This window comes from Alkalibacterium sp. s-m-28 (assembly GCF_054658175.1).
Window position 1 is genome coordinate 1 of the sequence record NZ_BAAGIQ010000272.1, and the last position, 466, is coordinate 466.

1 protein-coding gene is annotated in these 466 nt (G+C 39.9%); it reads left to right on the forward strand.

All coding sequences use genetic code 11. From position 1 onward, the window contains the following. A partial coding sequence (locus tag ACYQ4S_RS12295; protein ID WP_459771455.1) for a transposase occupies positions 1–466 on the forward strand: 466 nt, incomplete at both ends.

The window sequence follows — 466 nt, forward strand, 5'->3', positions numbered from 1 at the left end:
ATCCCATGAAAAACCGTGAATTGAAACCTGGCTATAATCTTCAAGTTGCTTCTAGTAATCAATACGTCATTGACTACGATATCTTTTCAAATCCTACGGATACGCGAACGCTACTTCCATTTTTATCGGCCATTTCTACACTGGACTTATTCAAATATATTGTCGCAGATGCTGGATATGGCAGTGAAGAAAACTATGAATCCATCATCGATGACTATGAAAAGATCCCTTTGATCCCTTACGGCATGTATAACGCAGAACAAAAGAAAAAATATAAACAAGATCCGAAACGCCGGGATAATTGGTCATATGACGAAATAGAAGATGCTTATACCGACCTGGACGGTGTGCGGTTTAGTTTTACCCACTACAGCACACGTGTGGATAAACAGGGATATACGCGTCAGTTTAAAGTGTACACAGCAGACAAGGAACAAATGGATGACAGGCTGAATAAACTAGCCAA